The 16,605-nt window shown below is 69.7% G+C and carries 16 protein-coding genes and 1 pseudogene; 5 read left to right on the top strand and 12 right to left on the bottom strand.

Features of this window, described 5'->3' with window-relative positions:
• Positions 1–64: 64 nt before the first annotated feature.
• The gene (locus KHP12_RS38360; protein WP_308036229.1) at positions 65–871 is read right to left on the bottom strand and encodes a tetratricopeptide repeat protein; all 807 of its coding nucleotides are present in this window, start codon (positions 869–871) and stop codon (positions 65–67) included.
• Positions 872–1,207: 336 nt separating this feature from the next.
• Positions 1,208–1,456 carry an ArsR/SmtB family transcription factor gene (locus KHP12_RS38355; RefSeq protein WP_078559792.1) on the bottom strand — a complete coding sequence of 83 codons (249 nt, stop codon included), beginning with the start codon at positions 1,454–1,456 and terminating at the stop codon, positions 1,208–1,210.
• 288 nt (positions 1,457–1,744) lie between these two features.
• Here KHP12_RS38355 and KHP12_RS38350 point away from each other — a divergent pair, with 288 nt between their 5' ends.
• Both KHP12_RS38350 and KHP12_RS38345 read left to right on the top strand, forming a co-directional pair.
• Positions 1,745–2,695 carry an NmrA/HSCARG family protein gene (locus tag KHP12_RS38350; protein ID WP_086885531.1) on the top strand — a complete coding sequence of 317 codons (951 nt, stop codon included), beginning with the start codon at positions 1,745–1,747 and terminating at the stop codon, positions 2,693–2,695.
• Positions 2,696–2,756: 61 nt separating this feature from the next.
• The gene (locus KHP12_RS38345; protein ID WP_211834203.1) at positions 2,757–4,100 is read left to right on the top strand and encodes an ISL3 family transposase; all 1,344 of its coding nucleotides are present in this window, start codon (positions 2,757–2,759) and stop codon (positions 4,098–4,100) included.
• Between the two features lie 241 nt (positions 4,101–4,341).
• Here the strand turns inward: KHP12_RS38345 and KHP12_RS38340 are convergent, their stop codons facing one another.
• From KHP12_RS38340 to KHP12_RS38335, 3 genes and pseudogenes are all read right to left on the bottom strand, one after another.
• Positions 4,342–5,184: an alpha/beta fold hydrolase gene (locus KHP12_RS38340; protein ID WP_086885532.1), complete on the bottom strand. Its 843-nt coding sequence runs from the start codon at positions 5,182–5,184 to the stop codon at positions 4,342–4,344.
• A gap of 113 nt (positions 5,185–5,297) precedes the next feature.
• Positions 5,298–5,435 (bottom strand): annotated as a pseudogene (locus tag KHP12_RS53850) (dihydrofolate reductase family protein); the annotation flags it as partial.
• A gap of 124 nt (positions 5,436–5,559) precedes the next feature.
• Positions 5,560–5,718: a hypothetical protein gene (locus tag KHP12_RS38335; RefSeq protein ID WP_167442752.1), complete on the bottom strand. Its 159-nt coding sequence runs from the start codon at positions 5,716–5,718 to the stop codon at positions 5,560–5,562.
• A gap of 153 nt (positions 5,719–5,871) precedes the next feature.
• Here KHP12_RS38335 and KHP12_RS38330 point away from each other — a divergent pair, with 153 nt between their 5' ends.
• Complete coding sequence (locus tag KHP12_RS38330) at positions 5,872–6,720, top strand: helix-turn-helix domain-containing protein (protein WP_210609131.1); 849 nt, start codon at positions 5,872–5,874, stop codon at positions 6,718–6,720.
• A complete protein-coding gene (locus tag KHP12_RS38325; RefSeq protein ID WP_086885534.1) occupies positions 6,699–6,914 on the top strand; it encodes a DUF397 domain-containing protein in 216 nt (71 codons plus the stop codon). The genes KHP12_RS38330 and KHP12_RS38325 overlap by 22 nt, the downstream gene beginning before the upstream one ends.
• 13 nt (positions 6,915–6,927) lie before the next feature.
• Here the strand turns inward: KHP12_RS38325 and KHP12_RS38320 are convergent, their stop codons facing one another.
• Complete coding sequence (locus KHP12_RS38320; protein ID WP_086885535.1) at positions 6,928–7,488, bottom strand: DUF4760 domain-containing protein; 561 nt, start codon at positions 7,486–7,488, stop codon at positions 6,928–6,930.
• Positions 7,489–7,576: 88 nt separating this feature from the next.
• Between KHP12_RS38320 and KHP12_RS38315 the strand changes: the two genes are divergently transcribed.
• The gene (locus KHP12_RS38315; protein ID WP_086885536.1) at positions 7,577–8,338 is read left to right on the top strand and encodes a type 1 glutamine amidotransferase; all 762 of its coding nucleotides are present in this window, start codon (positions 7,577–7,579) and stop codon (positions 8,336–8,338) included.
• On the opposite strand, the gene KHP12_RS38310 is transcribed toward KHP12_RS38315, so the two are convergent.
• The 6 genes from KHP12_RS38310 to KHP12_RS38285 form a co-directional block, all read right to left on the bottom strand.
• A complete protein-coding gene (locus KHP12_RS38310) occupies positions 8,292–9,056 on the bottom strand; it encodes a sulfite exporter TauE/SafE family protein (protein WP_086885537.1) in 765 nt (254 codons plus the stop codon). The two genes, KHP12_RS38315 and KHP12_RS38310, sit on opposite strands and share 47 nt — an antisense overlap.
• Before the next feature lie 107 nt (positions 9,057–9,163).
• Entirely contained in the window at positions 9,164–9,745 is a 582-nt protein-coding gene (locus KHP12_RS38305; protein ID WP_020872433.1) for a Uma2 family endonuclease, read from the bottom strand.
• A gap of 166 nt (positions 9,746–9,911) precedes the next feature.
• Positions 9,912–11,144 (bottom strand): type III PLP-dependent enzyme, encoded by a 1,233-nt coding sequence (locus KHP12_RS38300; protein WP_086885538.1) that lies wholly within the window; start codon positions 11,142–11,144, stop codon positions 9,912–9,914.
• Positions 11,141–12,931, bottom strand: a complete 1,791-nt coding sequence (locus KHP12_RS38295) for an IucA/IucC family protein (RefSeq protein ID WP_086885539.1) — start codon at positions 12,929–12,931, stop codon at positions 11,141–11,143. The genes KHP12_RS38300 and KHP12_RS38295 overlap by 4 nt, the downstream gene beginning before the upstream one ends.
• A gap of 102 nt (positions 12,932–13,033) precedes the next feature.
• On the bottom strand, positions 13,034–15,151 hold the full coding sequence (locus tag KHP12_RS38290; protein ID WP_211834202.1) for an IucA/IucC family protein: 2,118 nt from the start codon (positions 15,149–15,151) through the stop codon (positions 13,034–13,036).
• A complete protein-coding gene (locus KHP12_RS38285) occupies positions 15,148–16,521 on the bottom strand; it encodes an ATP-grasp domain-containing protein (RefSeq protein ID WP_211834201.1) in 1,374 nt (457 codons plus the stop codon). Before KHP12_RS38285 ends, KHP12_RS38290 begins: the two co-directional genes overlap by 4 nt.
• Between the last annotated feature and the right edge of the window lie 84 nt (positions 16,522–16,605).

Genomic DNA, 16,605 nt, shown 5'->3' with positions numbered 1-16,605 from the left:
TTGGCGAGTTGACCAGGCACTGTGCGTAGTCGGACTCAACACATGCCAGAGGCAAGAAGCCTGCTCAGGTGCACCTTGTTGCACGAACTCGAAGGTGAAACGATGAGTGACCGCCAGGCATCACCACGCGTTTACCACATAGTCGGCTTATCCGATCTATGACGCGAAGTCGATCCCGCAGGACGGAATCTACAGAGGGAACCATGAAAACCGTGATCTTAAATTGCGCCAGTGCATTGAATATTACAGCTGGACGATACCAGCACGATACAGTTCTGTGAGCGGCGCTATTGACGGCCACGCCGAGGACAGTGGCCGCGTCTATCAGGCTACGGGCGGGAGCATGAAGCTGCTGAGCCGCGAGCGCGATTGGGTAGTCAGGACCAAAGCGATCTCGGTAAGCCTGGCAAACTTGTTGGATCGCCTCATCGGCTTCCTCGAACTGACCTAGAACGTACAGCGCCCAAGCGTGATTATGCCGAGCATTCAGAGTGACAGTATGCTCAGGTCCGAGGTGGCGAATACAGTCCGACGGCAATGAAAGCAGTTCGCCGCCATTTTGGGTCAACTCGTCTGCTGACAGCATTGTCAGCAGACTGGCGCGGGAACGTAAAGTCAATGGGTGTGCCGCTCCAAGCACTGCTTTACGTCCTGCTGCTACCGACTTCAGAAGAGCTAGGGCGTCCTCACGCATACCAAGGTTCGCAAGGACGAGTTGGAGCCCATGGCTTGAATCCAGGGTGTCGGGGTCCCTATCCCCAAAAATGCGTATCTGCATGGCGCGCACATTGCGAAGTAGCAGTTCAGCCTCGGTGTACTTACCCAGCCGAAAGAGTGCACGCCCAGCCCTCGAGCGCGTTGCTAGTACCAGCCGATGCTCAGTACCGAGGGATCGCTCCGTGAGGTTTGCCGCGGCATTAGACGGACCCGCGGCGGGAACGCAGTCTGGGAGCCGACCATCCTTTCACGATTGCAAGCTCTTCCTACTTCAGGTGGGGGCAACGGTCGCCAAGTGCTTGATCGATCTGGTGGAACACGCCGCCCTGGTCGATGCCTGGGGGAATGATCGCGGCTAGCATGGAAAGCGAGGCTTCGAGGATCGCGGAGGCAGGGATTGGTTCCTGCCTCAGTCACGCCCGCGATGTCGCGAGGAGTCTGGTGTGCCGTGCGCCGTTGGTCGCCTCGTCGCGCCCTTTCGTGATCGTCGCTATGTGCCGCGGAGCATCTCCGCGAGTCGCGACAGCGTGCCCTCGTTGCGTTTGTAGTGGATCCACTTGCCGACCCGTGTGGCCTGTACCAGGCCTGCCCGCTCGAGGGTTGCCATGTACGAGGAGACTGTCGATTGCGCCAGCCCCGACTTGGCCTGCAGATGGCTGACGCAGACTCCGACCTCGTCCCGGTCGGCTATTGGCTCCCACTGAGCGAACTCGCAGTGAGGGTCCCGCAGCCAGTCCATGATTTGCAGCCGTGCAGGGTTCGCCAGCGCCTTCAAGGCCTCGACCGCAGCCAGAGGGGGCTCGTTCTCCGCGTCGCCTCCTGAGTTCGTTGCCTGTGACGTCGCCACGGTCGCCTCCTCGCCTCTCACACACCATCGTATCTCGATGTGACGAACCGAGTTCGCCCCCAGCCACACATTGACACATCGCGATATCACGATATGGTCGTTGCGTTCACGCCCCTCCGGTATCTGCCGCGCAACTGCCGTCCGCCGCGAACACCGGGGATACACAAGAGGAAGTACACGATGTCTGAGAGCAGCAAGCCGTTGATCGTCGTCGCGGGTGCCACTAGCAAGCAGGGAAGGAGCGTCGCCACCTCCTTGCTTGAGAGCGGCAGGTTCCGAGTGCGAGCCCTGACCCGAGACGCCGGCTCTGCCCAGGCCCGGAGCCTGGCAGGACTGGGAGCGGAGATCGCCGAGGTTCCTCTCGCGCTGGGTCACCAGCGCGAGCTCGTCGACGCGTTCAGATCGGCCGAGGGGGCCTTCCTGATGACCCCGCCCATCGCGCCGCCCTCCGAGGAGTTCCCTCTCGGGCGCCAACTTGCCGATGCAGCGGTCGAGGCCGGAGTGATACACGTCGTCTTCAGTGCTCTCGAGAACGTCGACGAGCGGTCCTCGGGCACCAAGTACGCCCCGCACTTCACCGACAAGGCGCTCATCGCGGAGTACATCCGGACTCTGCCGATCGCGCACACCTTCATCATGCTCTCGTTCTTCTACACCAACGCGCTGGAGTACTACACCCCGCGCATCGATGGTGACACGGTGCTCATGCCTTTCTACCTCCCCGAAGACTTCCGTGCCCCGTTCGTGGACCCACTCACCGCGACCGGGCCGGCCGCCCTCGAGGTGTTCTCCAACCCCGACACCTACCGCGGCGCCTGTCTGCCGGTCGTGGGGGACGTCATCTCCCCAGCCGAGATGGTCGAGGAGTTCTCCCGCGTCACCGGACTCAAAGCCGAATACCGCAGCGCCTACTCTCGCGAAGACCTGCTGACCTACTTCCCCGCGCTGGGAGAGAACCCTCTGGTGGTCGACGAGACCCTCGGCATGGCCCAGTACGCGGTCGACCTCGGATACTTCCGAGACGACCGCGACACGACGTGGAGCCGGCGCATCGATCCCAACACGCTGAGCTGGGAACAGTTCCTCCGCAAGACCGACTGGCATGGCCAGCCGGTCACCTTTGGTCACTAGACCCATCGCCGACGAGATCAGACACGCGCCATTCGGGAAGGCCTCGACGTTGTCTGAGCCCGTGGCGCGTGCCGCTGCGCGCTGCCATCACGCCAACACCTACTGCGTGAACTGCGACCTGCTCGTCGGTCTCGACGATCTCCACGTGATTGACGTCGACCGGGGTGATGGCGACCGATTGACTGTTCGGGTCGAGTCGGCGCGGATGGTGATGGGCTGCCGGACCTGCGGCGCGATCGCTCACGCCCACGGTCGACGCGAGGTGGTCCTAATCGACGCACCTTGCTTCGACCGGCCCGTGAAGATCGTGTGGCGCAAGCGGACCTGGCGCTGTGTCGAACCGGCCTGCCCGGTCGGCACGTTCACCGAGCAGAACCATACGGTGGCCGAGCCGCGGGCGCTGCTCACCGTGCGGGCGCGCTGGTGGGCGATCCGACAATTGCGGCGTGAGCACGCCTCCGTGCGCGGGATCGCCCGCCAGCTCGGCACGACATGGAACACGGTGTGGACCTCGATCCGTCCCCTGCTCAAGGCGATGGCCGATGACGACACGCGGTTCGACGGGGTCACCCGGCTCGGGGTCGATGAGCATGTCTGGCACCATGTCAGCGAACGACCCATCGACCAAGGGGGTCGCGGGCCGAAGATGCTGACCGGGATGGTCAACCTGACCACCGACGCGAAGGGAAGGACACGAGCCCGGCTGCTCGACCTCGTCCCGGGCCGGTCCGGGCAGGCCTACGCCGACTGGCTCGAAGAACGCGGACCGGGCTTCCGTGACGGGATCAAGGAAGCGACCTTGGACCCGTTCCGCGGCTACAAGAACGCCATCGATGACAAGCTCGAGGATGCGACTGCGGTCCTGGATGCGTTCCACGTCGTCAAGCTCGGTTCCGCGGCCGTCGACGAGGTCCGTCGTCGCGTCCAGCAACAGATCCATGGCCACCGGGGCAGGAAGGGCGACCTGCTCTACGGCATCCGCACCATCTTGCGCTGCGGGGTCGAGAAACTCACCGACCGACAACGAGCGCGACTCGACCTCGCGATCGCCGCTGACGAACGCCACGACGAGGTTCTCGTCGCCTGGCTCTGCGCCCAGCAACTGCGAGCCGCCTACCAGGCCGACAGTCCCGCCGAGGGACGCAAGATCGCCGAGAAGGTCCTCGCTACCTTCCCGACGTGCCCGATCAAGGAGATCAAGCGACTCGGCAAGACGCTGCAGCAATGGCGCGAAGCCTTCCTCGCCTACTTCGACACCGGCCGCGCCAACAACGGCGGCACAGAGGCCATCAACGGACTCATCGAACTCCAACGCCGCATCGCACGAGGCTTCCGCAACCGCGATCACTACCGACTACGCATGCTGCTCATCGGAGGCGGACTCACCAGCCCCCACCTGAAGTAGGAAGAGCCCGATTGCAAGCCGTGATCTCCTAGTGAATTTCAGGGCGAGGTGATATCCGTGATGACTGCGACGTTCGACGTGGAGTGTTGACGGCAGAAGCCGTGGGTTTACGGGACATGGACCAAAGAAGCGTCCTGGGCAACCTCGGGTTGGAATCGTGCCGATCGCGGGCGCGCGGCCGGATCGAGCCTCCGACATCCGCTGCTGCGTGGAGGCCAGACCCGCGCGGCGCCCCCGCTCTCTACCCGCGCGTGAGCATCGCCTCGGTGACCTCGCCGACCGCCGCATGGGGGATCGCAGTGGCGGCCTCCTCAAGGACGAGCAGCCGTGCCCCGGGGATCTCGTGCGCGATCGCCTCACCGTTGCCGACGGGGAAGAACCGGTTGCGGCGGCCGTGGACGACGAGCGTGGGGACCTCGATGTCGGGCAGGCGCTCGCGCCAGCGGGGTTTACAGTCGAGCCTGGAAAACACCATGCCCATCTGGTTGGCCATCTGGACCGGGGGTGCAGTTCCGGGCGTACGGTCCCAGATGCGCGCAGCGATTGCGCGCGCGGCGACGGGGTCGTCGCCGAGGATCTCCGCGCCGGCGGCGGCGAACTCCGCAACCGCCTCGCGGTCGGTCCAATCGGGCATCGGACGCGCGAACAGCCGGCTCATCGTCGCCTGATCATGGTCAGGGAGGTCATCGTCGGGCGGGCCAGGAGCAACCGCGCGGGTGCCGACCAGGGTGAGCGCCGAGAACGCGCCCGGATGGTCGAGCACCGCCACCTGAGCGACCATCCCGCCGACGCCGATCCCCGCGAGGTGCGCAGGCCCCCCGCCGAGCGCGTCCGCAAGGGCCGCCGCGTCGGCGGCGAGGTCGCGCAGGGTGTAGGCGGGCGCCTCCGGATCCGCCGTCGTCGACTCCCCGCTATCGCGGAGGTCGTAGCGCACCACACGGCGCCCGCCGGCGGCGAGGCGCTCGCACAGCGCGTCGGGCCAGGAAAGCATCGTCGTCCCGCCCACGAGCAGGACGAGTGGCGCGTAGTTGTCACCGAACGACTCGATGCCCAAGGCGATCTCATTGGCGTTGACAGTGGTCATCGGATCACCGGAAGACGTCGTAGGTCAGGTCTGTCGCGGTCGTTGTCGAGGTCACGCTCCGCTGGACCAGTGTGCGCGACGCTCCGCCGGTGAACAGTGGCGTTCCGGCGCCCAACACGACGGGCGCGAGGTGCGAACGCCCAGGTGTGCAGGGCCTCGCCACCGGTGCCCAGACCGCTGCCCGGGCCGGGGTCGGGCCCGGTGACGAAGCCGTCGAGGGGGACGGAGATGTCCGCGATGATTCGAGTCATGTCAGGGCAGACCCGACCCGCCGCCCGAACTCATCGCTCACGCATGAAACGTGTGGCGGATGCGAACTCCGACGGCCCAGCCCGCTGGCAGGCACCCATGCCCGATGGGCATGACACAGCTGCATCACAGGTCCACGGTGTCGCGGTGGCGCGGGCAGCGGCAGGGTGGGAACTGGCTGGACCGCAGGGGTTCGAGCTTGTCCTTGACCACGACGACCACCCTGCCGAGCTCCTGCGTCACGACCGCGCCGTCCGGCGAGACGCGGTAGACGCGCATCGTCATCCGTGGAGCGGTGGATTCGGTGTGTGAGAACACGTTGACCTGTCTTTCCGGTCGGCCAATTACGTTGAGTGCACACACCGTTGCGTTCCGGCGCATAGGCTGGAAAGAGGCGACACGTCCCAGCCAAGATCGCGGGACAAGAGGGGATGCACGATGCCGTTCCAGCCACGCGAACTGTTTCCCGACCGCTCGGCACGCGACCTCTTCGGCGCGGAGATCCGGCGCCACCGAGAGAAGGCGGACATGTCGCTGCGGCGGCTGTCCGAGGTGCTGAACTACAGCAAGTCGCACCTGGCCCGGATCGAGGCGGCGGAGTCCCTGCCGTACGACGACCTTCCGGCGAAGCTGGACGCGTGCTTCGGGACGGACGGGATGTTCGCGCGCATCTACGCGCTGGCGAAGAATGAGCCCTTCCCGGGCAAGTACCGGCGAATGATCGAGATCGAGAGCCGAGCAACCATCATCGAGCAGTACGTCTGCGCCACGTTCCCCGGACTGCTGCAAACTCCCGAGCTCGCGGAACACTCTCTGCGCTGCGGCCTTCCGCATGCCCCCGACGCGGAGATCGAGTCGATGGTCAAGGCTCGTATCGATCGGCAGGCGCTGCTCGACAAGCCCAAGCCGCCGCGCTCATGGTTCATCATCGACGAGGCTGTGCTGCGCCGTCCGGTCGGCGGACCAGAGGTGATGCGTGATCAGTTGGCGTCCCTGATCAAGCGCGGGACGCAGTCTCACGTGACCATGCAGGTGCTGCCTTTCACAGTGGGCGGGCACGCCGAAGCAGGCGGTTCGCTGACGCTCTTTACGGTGGCCAGTGAGCCGCTGGTGGCCTACGACGAGGGCAGTCAATCCGGTGTGATCATCGAGGACCGAGGGGCAGTCGCCATGCGCCGGGAGAACTACGATCTGCTCAGGGCCATGGCCCTCTCGCCCCGTGATTCCGAGGCGATGATCCGTGCTGTGATGAAGGACTTGACCTCATGCCGACCACCCCGGACCTGAGCACCGCCGCTTGGCGCAAGAGCAGCCACAGCAACAACAACGGCGGCAACTGCGTCGAGGTCGCCGACAACCTCCCCGGCATCGTCCCCGTACGCGACTCCAAGGACCCCGACGGGCCCGTCCTCATATTCACCAACAACTCATGGAGCACCTTCATAGTGGGCCTGAAGGCGCATCACCGCAGCAGCACCTGAAGCCCGCCCTGCTCTACCGGCCGGACAGGCGGCGGGCGGGGAGGCGGGGCCTGCCTCTGCCGAAGACCCGCCCGCGCACCGATCTGTAGACATCGGCAGTGGATTTCTGGCTCGTCATGAGGGCCAGCTCCTCGAAGAAGTTCATGAAGGAGTAGAAGTCTCCCCTGGCCCGCCTCTCGGCGAGCACGTACGGCTCGACCACCTCCCAGGTCTTCAGTAGGCGGTAATGGACCGCGAGAAATATCAGGTCCTCCTCTATCACGTCGAACGCGACGAGGTAGGCCAGCATTTGGTAGTAGGTGCACACCTCGTACGCGTCGCTGCGCAGCGGCTCCTCCAGCCCGGAGAATCCGCGCTCCGCGCTCGGTTCGGGAGGCAGTCGCTCCCACAGGCGCTGTTCACGGCGGACGAACTCCGGATCACGCCATTCCTTGAAGAGGTCCAGCACCACCGGCAGTTTGTTCGCGTGGGTCATCAGTCGGACCTGCCGGACGGAGAAGATGGCAGTGACGCCCACCGCGATCAGCGAGATGAGGAGCGTGACCACATTCATCACGAGCGTGTCGGTGTCCACCGCGCAATGCTCCCGTTAGGGACGATCCACTACAAGAGCCGCGTCGCGGAGGCATGGCGATGCCTCTAGCTGGACAGAAGGCAGGGATATGACGTCGTTTCCTGATCCCACAGGCCCTCGCCCCCGCCTCCTGGTCGTCCGCAACGCGGAGCGCAGTGGGCCGGGGCGGCTGCGGCCGTGGTGGGAGGAGATGGGGCTGACGGTCGTCGAAACCGATGGCGCGTCGGCCCCCGCGTCCCCGGAGGGTTTCGACGCGGTGGTCCTGCTCGGTGGTGGCTTCCTGCCGGATGCCGACGCGTACGCGCCCTGGCTACCGGCCGAACGGGAACTCACCCGGCGTGCCATCGCCGAGGGTGTCCCGTTGCTGGGGATCTGCCTGGGGGCTCAAGTGCTCGCCGTCGCGGCGGGTGGGACAGTGCTCGGCGATCACGGTCGGCCGGAGCGGGGCTCATGTGCCGTCCGGTTGCGGCCCGAGGCCGACGCCGACGCGCTGTTCGCCGGGGTACCGCGGGAGTTCCGGGCCATTCAGAACCATCGTGACCAGATCACCGCGCTTCCCCCCGGTGCCACGTGGCTCGCGTCGAGCGACGCCTGTCCGGTGCAGGCGTTCCGGATGGGCGAGCGGGCCTGGGGCGTGCAGTTTCATCCGGAAGTGGGGGCAGACCGCCTCGACGGCTGGGACGAAGCCGCCCTGGCCGACGCGGGCCTGGACCTGCGCGCGCTCCGGGTCGAGGCCGAGCGGGTCGAGCCGGAGTCCGTGCGTACGGCACGGCGGCTGGCGGCGAACTTCGCCGATGTGGTCCTCAGCGCAGCAGCAACTGAAGTCCGCCCAGCACCGTCGCCGCGATGACCAGCCGCTCGAAGAGCCGCTGATTGATCCGGTCCACGCACGCCTTACCGATGTACGCACCGGGCAGGACGAAGAGCGCCAGCAGGAGGTCCAGCAGCAGGGAGCGGCCGTCGATCAGGCCGAGGCTGACGCTGAAGGGCACCTTGGCGACGTTGACGATCAGGAAGAACCAGGCCGAGGTGCCCAGGAAGCCCAGCTTCCGGAAACCGGCGGAGAGCAGGTAGAGCGACATCACGGGACCGCCCGCGTTGGCCACCATCGTGGTGAAGCCGCCGAGCACCCCGTACGAACCGGCCTTGAGCCGTGCGCCCGCCCCGTCGGCGGCCGGGACCTCCGGGGCCGCCGCCCGGGCGGCCGCACGGCGCCGCCACACCGTGACACCCGCCATCAGCAGCAGGATCGCGCCGATGGACGTCCGCACCTCCGCGTCCCCGGCCCACAGCATGAACACCGTCCCCACCACGACCCCGACCGCCACGGCAGGGAACAGCCGGAGCAGCGTCCCCCAGTGCGCGTGACGACGGTAGGTGCCCACGGCGAGCACATCGCCGACGATCAGCAGGGGCAGCAGCACACCGGTCGACTCCCGGGCCGGAAGCACGGCGGCGAAGATCGCGAGGCTGACGGTATTGGCGCCGCTGACGGCGGTCTTCGAGAAGCCGACGAGTATGGATGCCGCCGCGAGCGCGGCGAACTCCCAGAGGGTGACGGTGTACATGCCACGGAATCATTCCAGGCCACCGCAACCCCTGGGGACGGGGGAAGCCTCGATATGCGGCTCCGCCGCGTGGCCCGCCGCAGGCGTCAAGACCCGTCGGACGCCCCTCAGCGCACCCAGCCCTGGAGCGGCTCGGTGTCCAGGGTGACGCCGACCGGCGCGGGCAGCGTGAGCGGCTTGCCGAACGGCACGGTCTTGGTGCTCTCGTACCGGACCCCGTCGGGCTCGCTGAACACGGTGACCTCACCGGCCTCCCGGTCGACCAGCAGATACACCGGGATGCCCGTCTCCGCGTAAGCGCGTGGCTTCTCCACCCGGTCCCTGCGGTCGGTGTCGGAGTCGTACGAGGTGACCTCCACGACCATCAGGACGGGATCGGCGTCGGCCCACTCCCCCTGGCCGACGAACGCGTCACTGTGGGCGAGGGTCCCATCGGGGCGGGCATGGCCGTTGCGGTAGGTCTCGACCTTGAGGCCCTGGTCGTGCAGCCACAGGTCGGGATGGGCCTGGATGCAGATCCGCGCCAGCCACTGGATGATCCGCCCATGATCGCCATCCGGCACCGGCGTGACCCCGATCTTCCCGTTGATGAACTCCCACCGCACTCCCTCCGCCACGCGGGCCGCCAGCCGCGCGTACTCCTCGAACTCCTCCGGCAGCATCTGCGGACGATCGTGGGTCGCGGTCATGACCGGGAGCCTCCTTCGGGTGCGGTGCGCTCTCAGCGTAGCCGCTCTCAGTGGCCACTACCTGTGAGACCAAGGTGCACGCATGGTGACAGGGGCTTCCCGCGCACGGCCTTCTACCAGGACGGGGGCGAGCCCCGGCCCGCAGCCGACTGAGAGCTGTCCGCCCTCACTCCTCCAGGTAGTGGAAGCCCGGCCGGGGGTGCATCAGGAAGTCGTGGTGCGAGATGTTCCACGCGTACGCGCCCGCCATCGCGAAGGCCACGCGGTCGCCCACCCGGAGTTCCGTGACCGGGATCCGGGCGGCCAGGACGTCCTTCGGGGTGCACAGCTGGCCGACCAGCGTGACCGGTTCGTCCCGTACGGCCGGGCGCGGCCACGGCCGGGTCCACCCGGTGTCCGTGGGGAGCACCTGGAAGGGCTGGTCGTGCTGTTTGGTGGCGGGGGTGCGGATGTGGTGGGTGCCGCCGCGCACCACCGCGAACGCCTCGCCGCCGCTGTGCTTGATGTCCAGCACCTCGGTGACGTACCAGCCGCAGTAGACGGTCAGCGCCCGGCCGGGCTCGATCCGCAGAGTGAGACCGGGGTGGCGCAGGGCGAGGTCCGCCATGCCCCGGCCGTAGGCGGCCCAGTCGAAGCGGCGGTCGGGATGGGCGTAGTCCACGCCCATCCCGCCGCCGACGTTCACCTCGGTGATCCCCAGACCGTGGCGTTCGGACAGCTTCCGCGCCCAGTCGGCGATCGCGGCGGCCACGGCCACCTGAGTGGGGGCGTCGAGGCCGCTGGCGAGGTGGGCGTGGATGCCGCGCAGCCGGAGGGGGCCGCCCGCGCCGCCCGGGGAGAGCAGGGGGAGGCAGCGCTCCACGGCCTCGGGGTCGAGTCCGAAGGGGCTGGGGCGGCCGCCCATGGCGAGCGCCGCACCGCCCAGCGCCGCGCCGAGCGGCCCCCCGCTGCCCAACTCGTCACCGTCCAGGGGGAGGTTGACGCGCAGGAGGACGTCCACGGTGTCGATCCCCGCGTCCTCCGCCGCCCCGGCCAGCAGTCGCAGCTCCTGCTCGCTCTCCACATGGAACCGCTCCACGCCCAGCGTCAGCGCCCGCCGCAGCTCCCCCTCGGTCTTGCCCGGCCCGCCGAAGGCCAGCGGCGCCCCGGGGACGGCCGCGCGGACATGCTCCACCTCACCGCCCGAGGCGACCTCGTAGCCGGTGACGTGGGGCGCGAGGGCCCGGAGGACGGCGGGCGCCGGGTTGGCCTTCGCGGCGTAGTACAGCTCCAGGCCCGGCGGCAGCGCGTCCCGTACGGCCCGCGCGTGCGCGCGGAGCGCGGCCAGGTCGTAGACGTAGGCGGGCAGGTCGTCGCCGGTGAGCTCCGTGGCGAGGGTACGGACGGCGGAGGTGATCAACGGCTGCTCCCGGGGTGCATGACGTGGGCCGCCTCGGACAGCAGGGCGGAGGCGAGCGGACTGGCGATACGGACATAGCCCGCGTGGCGGTCGGCCCGACGGCCCCAGCGGGTGAGGAGGTTGGCCTTCGCGGGCAGCGGCACGCCCGCCACCAGGGCGCGCAGCGCGGGCGGGTGGTCATGGGCCGCCGAGCGCTCGCACAGCACCCGGCGGACCGCCGACCACAGCGCGGGCTCCAGCCCAGGACTGCGGTCGGCGAGGGCGGCCACCATCTCGGCGATGTGGTTGACCAGCAGGCAGTACACCACCCGGTCCCAGCCGCGCTCCCGCTCGTACGTCAGCGGGCGGGCCACCGCCTCGGGCAGCGCGGCGAGCGCGGCGGTGTGGTGCTCGGGCACCAGCTTGGTGCCCTCCAGATCGCGGAAGAGCACCTGGCGCGGGGTGCCGTCGGCGGGGTCGACGCCGACGACGACGTTCTGGAGGTGGGGTTCGAGGACCACGCCGTGGTCGAAGTAGGCGGCCAGTACGGGCGGTACGAGCAGCTCCAGATACGCCTGCCACCAGGCGGAGAGCCGGTCGGGGCCGGCGCCTGGGAGGAGCCGGGAGATCTGGGCCCCGCTGGTCGGGTACTCATCGGCGACGGCCGCCGCGAGCAGCGCGGTCAGGCCGGGCCGCAGCCGGGCGGCCAGCCCTTCGCGGACGATCACGCCGAAGCCCTCGATCAGCTGCCGATCGGCTCCGCCGTCGCCGCCGTTTGCGCGGTCGCCGCCGTTTGCGCGGTCGCCGAGGTCCAGCGTCCGGTACGCGGGTTCGCGCAGCAGCTCACAGCCGGGGAAGCGGGCGGCGAGATCGGTGGCGGCCGGCTCCAGCAGCCGGGTCAGGGCGACCGCGCCGGACAGCTCGTAGTCGGCGTTCTTGCGCAGGCAGTTGGTGATCCGCACGTTCAGGCTGAACTTGAGGAAGTCCCGTCCGTCGTAGAGCGTGCGGACCGACGCGGTGGGCGCGAACTCCGCGCCGCCCGGCCCGAGGTCCAGCACCTCGCCCCGGGCGATGGCCGCCCGCAGCAGCCGGTGCTCGCGCAGCATCGCGTACTGCCAGGGGTGCGCGGGCAGCAGCCGGTAGCCCTCGGGGACGGCGCCCTGCCGGTCCAGCGCGGCGAGCGCCCCGGGCCGCGCGGACTCCTCGCGGACGTACTCCTGGCGTACGGCGAGGTGGTGCAGCGGGAAGCGCGCCCCGGCCTCGGGGGCGAACCGCGACCAGGAGTCGGCGCTGCCGGTGCGGGCCTTGGGGGTGGGGTGGAAGCGGTGGCCGAAGAGGAGGGACTGCTCGGAGGCGAGGTAGAGGTCCCGGGCGCTGTCGGCGCCGTCACGCACGGTGCTCCGGTCCTCCAGGGCTTCCATGGCCTCCAGTGCTTCTAGGGCGGCCGTCATCCCCGCGTGGCTGGAGGCGACTTGGCCCAGGAACTCGTCGTTGTGCACCCCCGTGCGCAGCTGGAGCTCCCGGTGGATCCGCTCGGCCAGCCCGCGCCAGGACACCTCGGCCCATGTGCCGTCGCGCTCCTCGCTGACCGGCCCGGTGAAGCGGTGCGCCCCGATGAGGGAGGTGCGCCGCAGCCCGACGCGCAGCAGCACCCCGCAGCGCGGCAGCCTCAGCCGCAGCCATCCATCGGCCACGACGGTCTGGTGCTCCGGTCCCGACACCTCACGGAGCAGACAGTTGAGGAGGGTGTGGGCGGTGGCGTGGTCGGCGGAGGCCACGGTCGCGGCGGGCGAGGAGGTCATGGGCATGGGGCGGCTCCAACGGGTGCGGAGGAGAGAGGTACGGAGGGAAGTGGGGGTTCGGAGGTTCAGGGGCTCGGTTCCAGGGCGGGGGCCGATCGGGCGCGGCGGTCATCTGCCGCTTCCCCGCAGCAGATAGTTCGGCCCGGTGACGTAGTGCTTGTTGATGTCCACCGCGCCCGAGCGCTCCTTGGTGAACAAGGTGCCGGCGGTGACCATCGCCTTGACCGGCAGCCGGTCCGCGTCCAGCACCCGTCCGCGCAGCAGCGCGGCGGCCGCGCCGGGCCGGGTGACGGCGACCCGGTCGACGGCGTCGGTGAGCCGGTCGCGCAGCCGCCGCAGCAGGGTGTCGAGCGGGGCCCGGCCGAGGCGGGCGAGCTCGAAGAGGGGGGCGGCGGCGCAGAGGTGGACGGTGATGGTGGTGAACACATCGGTCACCGGCCCGTCGCCGGACGTCAGGATCCTGCGGTCGTCGAAGCCGCACAGATCGGCGGCCGGTCCTCCGCCGATCATGGCGGCGAGGCGTATCGCGTGGACGCGGGGGCCGTCGTGGTCCTTGATGAGCAGTCGGAGCCGGGGCACCGCACCGCCGTTCCCGCTGCCGTCCTCGAAGACCAGCGAGGTGTTCTGCTGATGGGACTCCAGCGCGATGCCGTACGCGAAGAGGGTGGTATGGAAGTCGAACAGCAGCGTGAGGTAGTCGTCGAGCAGGGCGAGGACGTCCCCGCCGTAGTGGCGTTCGGCGAGCCCGTCGATGACGAGCGTGTCGTCCGGGGCGGGGGCGAGCAGCCCGGCCAGCGGCACGATGGTGGCGTTCTCCAGGCCGGGCGGGTAGCGGCGGACGAGTGTGGCGAGCAGTTCGTGTCCGGCGTGGAGGTGAGTCGTCTCGTCGGCGAGCAGCACGGTGGCGCCGAACCTCGGCTCGCGCTCGATCACGGCCTCCACGAGCCGCTGCGCCACCTCGCCGTCGATCAGGGTGCCGGGTTTGACGGACCGCCGGTTGCGCTGCCCCAGGGTGGAGGTGGTGAGCGGCAGTTTGAGGTGGACGAGGGGATCGTCGGCGAGGTCGTCGGCGACGGCCACGGTCCGCATGGAGAGGGTGGGCCGTACGTCCAGCAGAGGGCGCTCGGCGAGCCGGGCGACATCGTGGAGCCCGGCCGCGCGGAGGGCGTTCTCCAGCGGGGGTCCGAGGGTGAGCGGATGCACGGGGAGGGCGAGCCGCCCGTCGCTCGGCCCCGGCCCAAGGTCCCCGGGCGCAGGCCACCAGTCGGGCAGCCGCGCCGGATCCCCGTACACCGCCTCGCGCGGGAGAACGAGCCAGCGCAGCGGAAAGGTGGGGTGGAACTCGGGTGCGTGGGCGCGTAATTGCTCCTCGCTGAAGAGGGACCGCCCCCGGCTGGTCGGATAGACGGGATGGTCGCGGAAGGCGGCGAGCGTGTCATACGCGAGGGCCCCGGCCATCCCACCCCACCGCTCCCCGTACCGCGCGCCCAACTCGGCGACGACGCGAGGCCGCACGCGGGTGTGCAGCCGCATGGCGTCGAGCGCCTGCCGGCATTCGGCCGCGAAGACGTCGTAGAGCGCCCGGTCCTCGTCCGGCACGGCCCCCCGCAACCGCCCGAGGACGGCATCGAGCCCGGTGAGCACGGCGCGGCGCGGACGACCGGCTGAGCCACCCGGACCGGGTACGGACAGCGGCTCGGCGCCGCCGGCACCGCCCCCGGCCCGGACCCGGCGGTCCCCGCCGACGACGCCCGATGCCGCCCCTGCGACACACGGGCGGCCGGGCACGGCCGACGTCCCGTGAGCGCCCGAGCCCGGGTGGCCCTCAGCGGAGCCGGGGCCGGGCGGGCCGGGCTCGGCGCCGCCCGGCGGGGCCAGGGCCTGCTCGGCGGCGGCCGGTTCCCGCTCGCCGTGCGCGGGCACACAGAGCAGCCGGGGTGGGCGGCGGGCGCGGATGTCGCACTGGAAGCCTTCGGGTTCCACCGGCAGCAGCACGCTTTCGCCCCCCTCGAACCCGTCGAACCCCTCGAATCCGTCGAACCCCTCGAATCCGTCGGACCCGTCGAGCCCCTCGAGCCCCTCGAGCCCCCCGAGCCTCTTGAGCGCGATGCGCAGCCAGTCGCCGTCGGCGCGCCGCACCGGGACGGCGTGGCTGCGCAGCCCGTAGGCGTCCTCTCGGAGGAGCGTGTCGAGCACCCGTCCGAGAAGCTCCTCTTCCTCTGTCACACGATCTCCCATCGGTGGGCCGCGAGGAACCGCGCCACCGCCGCGTCGATCCGCGCCTGGTCGGTGCCGGTGGCCCGGAGTACGCCGAGGAAGTCGCGGTTGGTGCGGTGGAGCGGGTGCTCCTCGCCGATCCCGCGCAGCGGCCGGTAGTCCAGCCGTACGCCGTCGCGCTCGGTCACACCGGCCGGAGGGGCGGAGGCGAGCCGCCCGGCGCGGTCGGCCATGACGTACTCCATGCGAACCCTGCCGTCGGTGCGCGCGCCGAGGTCGTCCGGCAGCGGCTCGCCCATGTGCGTGCGGAGGATGTACTCGAAGAGGGGGATGCCGAGGAGTTCGGCGAGGACGAGGTCGCACTGGTCGCCTATGGCACGGTAGTTGACCTCGATGAGGCAGGCCCGGTCCCCCTGGACGACGTACTCGGTGTGGCACACGCCGAAGCCGACGCCCAGCGCGCGCAGTTGCGCCAGCACCTGGTCGGTGTGCGGCTGCGGCGGCGGGGCGGGCAGCAGGTGCAGCCGTTCCTCGATGAAGTGCGGGGGCGGCGAGAGCTCGGTGCGGAAGGCGCCGAGGACGTGGAGGGTGCGGCCGTCGCCGAGGGTTTCGAGGGTGCGCAGCTCGCCGTCGAGGAACTCCTCGACGACCAGGGCCGCGCCCGGCCGCCGCTCCCGTATCTCGGCGCAGCGCCGGACGAGTTCGTCCGCGTCGGCGACGAGGACGACGTCCTCGCTGGCCACGCCCTCGCGCGGTTTGAGCACGCAGGGGTAGGGCGCGTCGAGCCCGGCGAGGGTGGCGGGGTCCTGCCCGGTGGCGAGTTCGGCGGACCAGACGGGGTCGGCGACGTCCGGGCCCGCGGCGGCGAGGGCGCGGCGCAGCTCGGCCTTGTTCTTGGTGCGCAGGGCGGCGCGCCAGTCCTTGCCCGGGAGGCCGAAGTACTGGGCGGCGAGGGCGGCCTGGGCCTGGAGGTGGTCGCTGTTGGTGAAGACGGCGCGGGGGCGGGGGCCGTCGGCGGCGATGCGGCTGATGACCTCGGCGTAGTCCCGTACGTCACAGGGGACGATGTCGAGGGCGGGAAAGGGGTGCGGGGCGGCGCCGCCTTCTTCCCGTTCTCCCCGTTCTCCCCGTCCTTCCTGCCCTTCCCGTCGGCCGTAGGCGCGCTCATGGGCCTCGGGCTGGTCGGTGAGGAGGGTGACCGCCAGGCCGAGCCGGGCCGCCGCGGGGAGGAAGCCCTCGGTGACGGAGTCGGTGGGGTTGAGGGCGAGGAGGTGGAGCCGAGGGGGCCGGGGGGCGGGGGCGGCCGGGGCCGCCGAGGAGCCACGGAGGGCAGGGGAGGAGAACGGCCGTGACGCCGCATCGAGATCATTCTCGTTCACGGCCCGAGATTAGGTTAGGCATGCCTAAGACCGCTAATTCGGCGTTCCGGTCCGTCCGTTTGGCCCTGATTGGCCGTCACGATC

The organism is Streptomyces asiaticus, from assembly GCF_018138715.1.
In the GTDB taxonomy this organism is placed as follows: Bacteria; Actinomycetota; Actinomycetes; order Streptomycetales; family Streptomycetaceae; genus Streptomyces; species Streptomyces asiaticus.
Note: the sequence above shows the minus strand (reverse complement) of the source record. Positions and strands in the feature narration are given on the sequence as shown.